Raw genomic sequence first — 7,415 nt, 5'->3', positions numbered from 1 at the left:
GTACGGGCGGGCGCGCGGGGCTGTGGCCAGATTCTTTCATTAGCTGTCGTTCAGGCCAATGGATCAGCGGGGACGGGGTCCGCAGGATGGTCCCATGACGCTGATGACCGGAGACTGGAAGCTCACCCGCACCTACGAGAGCGCCCAGGGCACCGTCCGCTGGGACGTCCTCGGCGAGCCCGGAGGGCCGCCCGTGGTCCTGCTGCACGGCACCCCGTGGTCCTCGTACACCTGGCGCGCCGTGGCCCGCGCGCTCGCCCCCCGCCACCGGGTGTACGTCTGGGACATGCCGGGCTACGGATCCTCGGAGAAGTACGAGGGGCAGGACGTCTCGCTCGGCGCGCAGGCGCGCGTCTTCACCGAACTCCTGGCGCACTGGGAGCTGGAGCGCCCCGCCGTCCTCGCCCACGACTTCGGCGGCACCGTCGCGGCGCGCGCCCACCTGCTGCACGGGGCCGCGTACGAACGGCTGGCCCTGGTGGACGTGGTGGTGGCGTTCGACTCATGGGGCTCCCCCACCTACCAGCTGATGGCGGCTCACCCCGAGGTGTTCTCGCAGCTGCCGCCCGCGCTGCACCGGGCGCTGGTACGCGAGTACATCGCCTCGGCGAGCTTCCCCGGGCTGCGCGGCGACGTGCACGACAGCCTGGTGGCGCCGTGGCTGGACGAGGCGGGGCAGCCCGCGTTCTTCCGGCAGATCGCGCAGAACGACCACCGCTGGACCGAGGAGGCCGAGCGGCACTACGCCGCGCTGGACCTCCCGGTGCTGGTGTGCTGGGGAGCCGAGGACCAGTGGATCACGGCACAGAACGCGCGGCGGCTGGCCGAGCGCATCCCGGGCGCCCGCGTCCGGCTCATCGAAGGCGCGGGCCATCTCGTCCAGGAGGACGCCCCGGCCGAGCTCTGCGCGGCCCTGGACGGCTTCCTCCGCGAACGGGGGTGACCCGGCGGCCCGGCCCGCGACCTACCCGAGCCACCCCGGGCGCACCAGCCCCGACTCGTAGGCGAGCACGACGAGCTGCGCCCGGTCCCGGGCGCCCAGCTTCACCATCGTCCGGCTCACATGGGTCTTGGCGGTCAGGGGCGAGACGACGAGCCGCCGCGCGATCTCCTCGTTCGACAGCCCGATCCCCACGAGCGCCATCACCTCCCGCTCGCGGTCGGTGAGCTCGGCGAGTCCGCGCGCGGCGGCCGGCTCCTTGGAGCGCGCTGCGAACTCCTCGATCAGTCGCCGGGTGACGCCGGGCGACAGCAGCGCGTCCCCGTCGACCACCGCGCGGACCGCCCGCACCAGCTCGTCCGGCTCGGTGTCCTTGACGAGGAACCCGGAGGCGCCCGAGCGGATCGCCTCGAACACGTACTCGTCGAGCTCGAAGGTCGTCAGCATGACCACCCGCACCGCGGCCAGCTCCGGGTCCCCGGTGATGCGGCGGGTGGCGGCGAGGCCGTCGACGACGGGCATCCGGATGTCCATCAGCACCAGGTCGGGGGCCAGTTCGCGGGCCATGGCCGCGGCCTGCTCCCCGTCGGCCGCCTCGCCCACGACCTCGATGTCCGGCTGCGCGTCCAGCAGCGCGCGGAACCCCGCACGGACCAGCACCTGGTCGTCGGCGAGCAGTACGCGGATCACGGAACGGTTCTCCTCACGTGCGCGGCCCGGGTTCCGGGGAACCGGGGTCTGCTGACCCGGGGTGCGCTCACTGTAGCGGCACGCACCGCGCCCGGGGCGATCGCTACCCCCCGGAGCCGACGGGGCGCAGCGGGATGCGGGCGCACACCCGGAACCCGCCGTCCCCGCGCGGTCCCGCCTCCACCGTGCCGCCGAACGCGGCGGCGCGCTCGCGCATGCCGACGAGGCCGTTGCCGCCGCCGGTCGGCCCGGCGCCGGTGGCGGGCCCCTCGTCGTCGACGCGCAGCTCCAGCTCGTCGTCGCCGTAGCGCAGCAGAACCCGCGCGGTGCGCGAACCCGAGTGCCGTACGACGTTGGTCAGCGCCTCCTGGACGACGCGGAACGCCGCGAGGTCGGCGCCGGGCGGCAGCGGGTGCGGGGTGCCCTCGGTGCGGACGTCGACCTGGAGTCCGGCGCCCGCCGCCTGCTCGGTGAGCTCGGGGAGCCGGTCGAGTCCGGGCGCGGGCGCGCGCGGCGCGTCACCGGGGGCGCGCAGGGTGTCCAGCACCTGGCGCACCTCGCCGAGCGCCTCCTTGCTGGCGGACTTGATGGTGGTGAGCGCCGTCCGGGCCTGGGCGGGGTCGGTGTCCAGGAGCGCGAGGCCGACACCCGCCTGCACATTGATCACGGAGATGCTGTGCGCGAGGACGTCGTGCAGCTCGCGGGCGATCCGCAGCCGCTCCTCGTCGGCGCGGCGCCGCTCGGCCTCCTCGGCCTCCCGGCGCCGCCGGGCCCACTCGGCGCGCCGCACCCGGACCAGCTCGGCGGCCGCGCACAGGGCGACCATCCACACGATCATGAACAGATCGCTGCCCCAGTCCCGCGGCCCGTCCCCGTCCGGCGGCAGCCACCGGTAGAGCACGTGGGCGACGGCGAGATGCCCCGCCCACAGCCCGCCGAGCGCGCCCCACGCGACATGGCGGTGACCCGCGACGATGGCGGTGAACCCGGCGACGACGACACTGGCGAGGACCGGCCCGTACGGATACCCGGCGGCCAGATAGCCCAGCGTCACCACCGAGGTGCCGATGACGGCGGTGCGCGGAGCGCGGTGCCGGAGCACGAGCAGCAGCGGCCCGGCGGCCAGCAGCAGCCGTGCCGCCAGGTCCAGGCCGATCCGCTCGCCGCGCTGGCCCTCCGCCGCGAAAGTGGAGCCCGCCTGCTGGAGGACGAGGACGGCGAGGGAAGAGACCCAAGGGTAGGAGCGGGCGCCGACGTCGCCCGCCACCCAGCGCTCCCACGGCGGGCGCCGGGGCTCCCCGGCGCGCTCGGGGCCCCGGGTCCGCCGGAGGCGCTCCGGCCGGCGGAGGGCGCGGAGCGGTCCCGCGCGATCGGGCTCGCGCGCGGGCGGCGCTGGGGGGCGTCCTCCGGGGGAATCGGGCATGTCCGCCACGCTAGACGGGGAACCGCGCGGCGGCGTCAGCCATCCGAGGTGATCACGGTTACTCCCCGGGGAGTACGGCGCTGCCGCCGCCCAGGCCCACCTGGTCCGCGAGGCGTGCGACGGCGTGCCCGAAGAACGCGTCCCGCTCCGTCACCACCCGGTTGAACTGCCCGAACAGCTCGGAGCTGATCAGCCCGAACAGCTCCGACCAGGCGGCGACCAGCTCCACGACCAGCGGCGCGGGAAGCCGGATGTCCAGTCGCTCGATGATCTCCGCCATGTCCCGGGCCAGGGCGTCGGGGGCGGCGGATCCGCGGGTCGGCTCGCGGAGCGCTCCGGAGTCGTACGCGTCCTGGGCGATGCCGAACATCACCAGGGCGCCGCGGGACGCGGCCACGGTGGTGGACTGCGGCGCCGCGTAGCCGGGGACGGGCGAGCCGTAGATCAGGGCGTACTCGTGCGGGTGCTCCAGGGCCCAGGCGCGCACGGCGCGGCACACGGCCAGCCAGCGGGCCGGCGGCGAGTCGGCTGCGCCCCCAGATCCGGCCGTGGCCTGCTCGGCTGCTTCCCCGACGGCGTCGTAGGCATCGGTGATCAGAGCGGTCAGCAGGTCGTCGCGGGAGGGGAAGTAGCGGTAGAGCGCGGAGGAGACCATGCCGAGCTCGCGGGCGACGGCGCGGAGGGAGAGCTTCGCGGCCCCGTCGGAGGCGAGCTGGCGTCTCGCCTCCGCCTTGATGGCCGCGACGATCTCGATACGTGCGCGCTCCCTGGCGCCCTGAACCCTGCTGCCCATGGAGAGCAGTGTGCCAGCGTTCAGAGCGATGACCAACTTCGAGAGCAGTGCTCTTGCTTTGGATCGACGAAAGATGCACACTGCCCTAAAGAGAGATCAGTGCTCTCGAAGAGTCCGAGAGTCCCCACGCACTTCTGGAGGCCGCCATGTCCACCACCGCCCCCTCCCGCGACCACGTCATACGCCCCGGCTGGATCACCCGGAACGTGCTGAACCGCGCCATGGCGTGGCTCTCGCGGCGCGGAGTCGGCGTCGCGGGCTCCCGCGTCCTCGCGGTCCGCGGCCGGAAGTCCGGCACCTGGCGGGTCACCCCGGTCAACCCGATGCGGCACCGGGGCAGCACCTATCTGGTGGCCGCGCGCGGCCACGTCCAGTGGACGTACAACATGCGCGCGGCGGGCGGCGGCGAGCTGCGGCACGGCAGGCGGGTCCGCCCCTTCACCGCCACCGAGGTCCCCGACAGCGAGAAGCCGGAGATCCTGCGCGCCTACCTGTCGAAGTGGAAGTGGGAGGTCGGCGCGTTCTTCCAGGGCCTGGGCCCCGGCTCCACGGACGACGAGCTGCTGGCGGCGGCCCACCGGCACCCCGTCTTCCGGATCGCCTACGAGGGCGGCGGGGCCGAGGACGGCGCGGGCTGACCGGCGTCGGTCTCCGCGGCGGCGCGCTCCGCCGCGCGCTCCCGGGCCTCCGCCCTGTCCAGCCGGTCCAGGGTGCGGCGGGCCACCGGGTGGGTGCGGACGACCTCGGCGAGCGAGGTCGCGCCCCGGGTGAAGCGGGCGAAGACGTTCCACGCGGGCCGGAACCCGGTGAGCGCGGCGTGGAAGAGCCCGGGGCGCTTGGCGAAGACGCGGAGCAGCCGGCGCCCGACGCCCATCTCGACGCCGAGACCCGCCTTGACGGCGAACGCGTAGTTGAGCGCCTGCCTGCGGGCATCCACGGCGTCGTGCGCCTCGGCGATCCGCACCGCCCACTCTCCCGCGAGCCGCCCGGAGCGCAGGGCGAAGGAGATGCCCTCGCGCGTCCAGGGCTCCAGCAGTCCGGCCGCGTCCCCGCAGACCAGCACCCGGCCCCGGGACAGCGGTGAGTCATCGGCGCGGCAGCGCGTCAGATGCCCGGAGGAGACGCGCGGCTCGAAGCCCGCGAGCCCCTGCCGCGCGATGAAGTCGTCCAGATAGCGCTTGGTGGCGCCGCCCTCGCCGCGCGCCGAGATCACGCCGACGGTCAGGGTGTCGCCCTTGGGGAAGACCCAGCCGTAACTGCCGGGCAGCGGGCCCCAGTCGACCAGCACCCGGCCCGCCCAGTCCTCGGCGACGCTCGGCGGAACCGGGATCTCCGCCTCCAGGCCGAGATCGACCTGATCCATCTTGACGCCGACGTGCGCCCCTATCCGGCTGGCGCTGCCGTCGGCCCCGACCACGGCCCGCGCCAGCACCGGCCGGTCCTCCCCCGCCACCACGACGGCGACGGTCCGGCGGTCCGGCACGGCGGGACCGTGCTGCTCGACGCGGGAGACGGTGACGCCCGTACGCACCTCGGCGCCCGCCTCGACGGCGTGCTCGACCAGGCTCTGGTCGAACTCCGACCGGTTGATCAGCCCGAAGAGCATGTGCCGGGAGCGGCGGGTGCGGGAGAGCTTGCCGTTCAGGGTGAAGGTGACGGCGTGCACGCGCTCGCGCAGCGGCAGCTCGAACCCGGGCGGCAGGGAGTCGCGCGAGGGGCCGATGATGCCGCCGCCGCAGGTCTTGTAGCGCGGCAGCTCCGCCTTCTCCAGCAGCAGCACCCGCCGCCCGGCGACGGCTGCCGCGTAGGCGGCGGCGGCCCCCGCGGGGCCCGCGCCGACCACGACGACGTCCCAGACCGCGTCCTCGCCGGGCGCCTCGCTGCCGTCCCTGGTGCCGCCGTCCCCGGCTCCGTCAGCGGCCGACCCGGCTCCGTTCTCGCTGCTCACGATGTGCTACTGCTCCCGCCCGACTCCGGCTCCGCAATGGTCCACCGCATCCTACGGCGCCCGCGCGCCGGGGCTCCCGGCCGGTCCGCCGGCCGCGCTCCGGGGCGCGGGGCCGCCGCGAGGGTGCGGTACATATGTCTGCGTACATATGTGCCAACGTCGCACCCACAAGGAGCGTTCCCATGCAGCAGCCCTCCTCCGCAGGCACGGCCACCCCCGACGCCTCCGGAATCGCCGCCTCCGTCGCCGCGCTGATGCCGCGCGCCCGGGAGGAGCTGGCCGAACTGGTCGCGTTCCGCTCGGTCGCCGACCCGGACCAGTTCCCGCGCGGCGAGTGCACGGCCGCGGCGGACTGGGTCGCCGACGCGCTGCGCACGGAGGGCTTCCAGGACGTGGCGGCGCTGGACACCCCGGACGGCACCCAGTCCGTCTACGGCTTTCTGCCGGGCCCCGCAGGCGCGCCGACCGCGCTGCTGTACGCGCACTACGACGTGCAGCCCCCGCTGGACGAAGCGGCCTGGGACACCCCGCCGTTCACCCTGACGGAGGGCGCGGACGGCCGCTGGTACGGGCGGGGCGCTGCGGACTGCAAGGGCGGCTTCCTGATGCTGCTGCTCGCGCTGCGCGCCCTCAAGGCGAACGGAGGTGTGCCGGTCGGCGTCAAGGTGATCGTGGAGGGCTCCGAGGAGCAGGGCACCGGCGGCCTGGAGCGCTACGCACAGGCGCACCCCGAGCTGCTCGCCGCCGACACCGTCCTGATCGGGGACGCGGGCAACTTCCGCTGCGGCGTCCCCACCGTCACCGCGTCGCTGCGCGGCATGTCGCTCGTCCGCGTCCGGGTGGACACGCTGGAGGGGAACCTCCACTCCGGCATGTTCGGCGGCGCGGCGCCGGACGCCCTCGCCGCCCTGCTGCGCATCCTCGACTCGCTGCGCGACGCGGACGGCAACACCGTGATCGACGGCCTCCCCGCGGACGGCCAGTGGCCCGGGATGAGCTACCCGGAGGACACCTTCCGGCGGGACGCCAGGGTGCTCGACGGAGTGGAGCTGCTGGGCACGGGCACCGTCGCCGAACGCCTCTGGGCCCGGCCCGCCGTCACGGTCCTCGGCATCGACTGCCCGCCCGTGGTCGGCGCCACCGCGTCGGTGCACGCGAGCGCCCGCGCCCTGGTCTCGCTGCGGATCCCCCCGGGCACGGACACCGAAGACGCCATCGCGCTGCTCACCTCCCACCTGGAGGCGCACGTGCCGTGGAAGGCCCGGGTCTCGACGGAAGTCGTCGGCCAGGGCCAGCCGTTCCGCGCGGACACCACGCGGCCCGCGTACGTCGCGATGGAGGCGGCGCTGCGCGCGGCCTACGACGGGGAGGAGATGCGGATCGCCGGGCAGGGCGGGTCGATCCCGCTGTGCAACACCCTCGCCGCGCTCTACCCGGACGCCGAGATCCTGCTGATCGGGCTGAGCGAGCCGGAGGCGCAGATCCACGCGGTGAACGAGAGCGTCGACCCGCGCGAGCTGGAGCGGATGTCGGTGGCGGTGGCGGAGTTCCTGCGCCGGTACGCGGCGGGGCGGGAGTGAGAGGGGGCAGCTGACGGGCGGCGGTGGGCGGAAGCCGGGGT

At 74.8% G+C, this 7,415-nt stretch carries 7 protein-coding genes; 3 read left to right on the top strand and 4 right to left on the bottom strand.

The window, feature by feature from the left end; genetic code table 11:
• The first annotated feature begins 103 nt into the window (after positions 1-103).
• The gene (locus G5C65_RS27230; protein WP_165301613.1) at positions 104-943 is read left to right on the top strand and encodes an alpha/beta fold hydrolase; all 840 of its coding nucleotides are present in this window, start codon (positions 104-106) and stop codon (positions 941-943) included.
• Positions 944-964: 21 nt separating this feature from the next.
• Here G5C65_RS27230 and G5C65_RS27225 read toward each other — a convergent pair whose 3' ends face one another.
• The 3 genes from G5C65_RS27225 to G5C65_RS27215 all read right to left on the bottom strand — a co-directional run bounded on the left by G5C65_RS27225 (position 965) and on the right by G5C65_RS27215 (position 3,846).
• Positions 965-1,630, bottom strand: a complete 666-nt coding sequence (locus tag G5C65_RS27225) for a response regulator (protein ID WP_165301609.1) — start codon at positions 1,628-1,630, stop codon at positions 965-967.
• Positions 1,631-1,733: 103 nt separating this feature from the next.
• On the bottom strand, positions 1,734-3,053 hold the full coding sequence (locus G5C65_RS27220) for a sensor histidine kinase (protein ID WP_165301607.1): 1,320 nt from the start codon (positions 3,051-3,053) through the stop codon (positions 1,734-1,736).
• A 58-nt stretch (positions 3,054-3,111) separates the two neighbouring features.
• The gene (locus G5C65_RS27215) at positions 3,112-3,846 is read right to left on the bottom strand and encodes a TetR/AcrR family transcriptional regulator (RefSeq protein WP_165301605.1); all 735 of its coding nucleotides are present in this window, start codon (positions 3,844-3,846) and stop codon (positions 3,112-3,114) included.
• A 146-nt stretch (positions 3,847-3,992) separates the two neighbouring features.
• Here G5C65_RS27215 and G5C65_RS27210 point away from each other — a divergent pair, with 146 nt between their 5' ends.
• Positions 3,993-4,484, top strand: a complete 492-nt coding sequence (locus G5C65_RS27210) for a nitroreductase family deazaflavin-dependent oxidoreductase (protein ID WP_165301603.1) — start codon at positions 3,993-3,995, stop codon at positions 4,482-4,484.
• On the opposite strand, the gene G5C65_RS27205 is transcribed toward G5C65_RS27210, so the two are convergent.
• On the bottom strand, positions 4,448-5,689 hold the full coding sequence (locus G5C65_RS27205; RefSeq protein ID WP_165301611.1) for a geranylgeranyl reductase family protein: 1,242 nt from the start codon (positions 5,687-5,689) through the stop codon (positions 4,448-4,450). The genes G5C65_RS27210 and G5C65_RS27205 overlap by 37 nt on opposite strands.
• A gap of 287 nt (positions 5,690-5,976) precedes the next feature.
• Between G5C65_RS27205 and G5C65_RS27200 the strand changes: the two genes are divergently transcribed.
• Complete coding sequence (locus tag G5C65_RS27200) at positions 5,977-7,374, top strand: dipeptidase (RefSeq protein ID WP_165301601.1); 1,398 nt, start codon at positions 5,977-5,979, stop codon at positions 7,372-7,374.
• The last annotated feature ends 41 nt before the right edge of the window (positions 7,375-7,415 follow it).

It is taken from the genome of Streptomyces boncukensis (genome assembly GCF_011045075.1).
In the GTDB taxonomy this organism is placed as follows: domain Bacteria; phylum Actinomycetota; class Actinomycetes; order Streptomycetales; family Streptomycetaceae; genus Streptomyces; species Streptomyces boncukensis.
Note: the sequence above shows the minus strand (reverse complement) of the source record. Positions and strands in the feature narration are given on the sequence as shown.

What these genes read in the sequence shown, in the direction of transcription:
- G5C65_RS27230 (WP_165301613.1), top strand. Translation starts at nt 104, where the DNA reads ATGACCGGAGACTGGAAGCTCACCCGCACCTACGAGAGCGCCCAGGGC.
- G5C65_RS27220 (WP_165301607.1), bottom strand. Translation starts at nt 3,053, where the DNA reads ATGCCCGATTCCCCCGGAGGACGCCCCCCAGCGCCGCCCGCGCGCGAG.
- G5C65_RS27215 (WP_165301605.1), bottom strand. Translation starts at nt 3,846, where the DNA reads ATGGGCAGCAGGGTTCAGGGCGCCAGGGAGCGCGCACGTATCGAGATC.
- G5C65_RS27210 (WP_165301603.1), top strand. Translation starts at nt 3,993, where the DNA reads ATGTCCACCACCGCCCCCTCCCGCGACCACGTCATACGCCCCGGCTGG.
- G5C65_RS27200 (WP_165301601.1), top strand. Translation starts at nt 5,977, where the DNA reads ATGCAGCAGCCCTCCTCCGCAGGCACGGCCACCCCCGACGCCTCCGGA.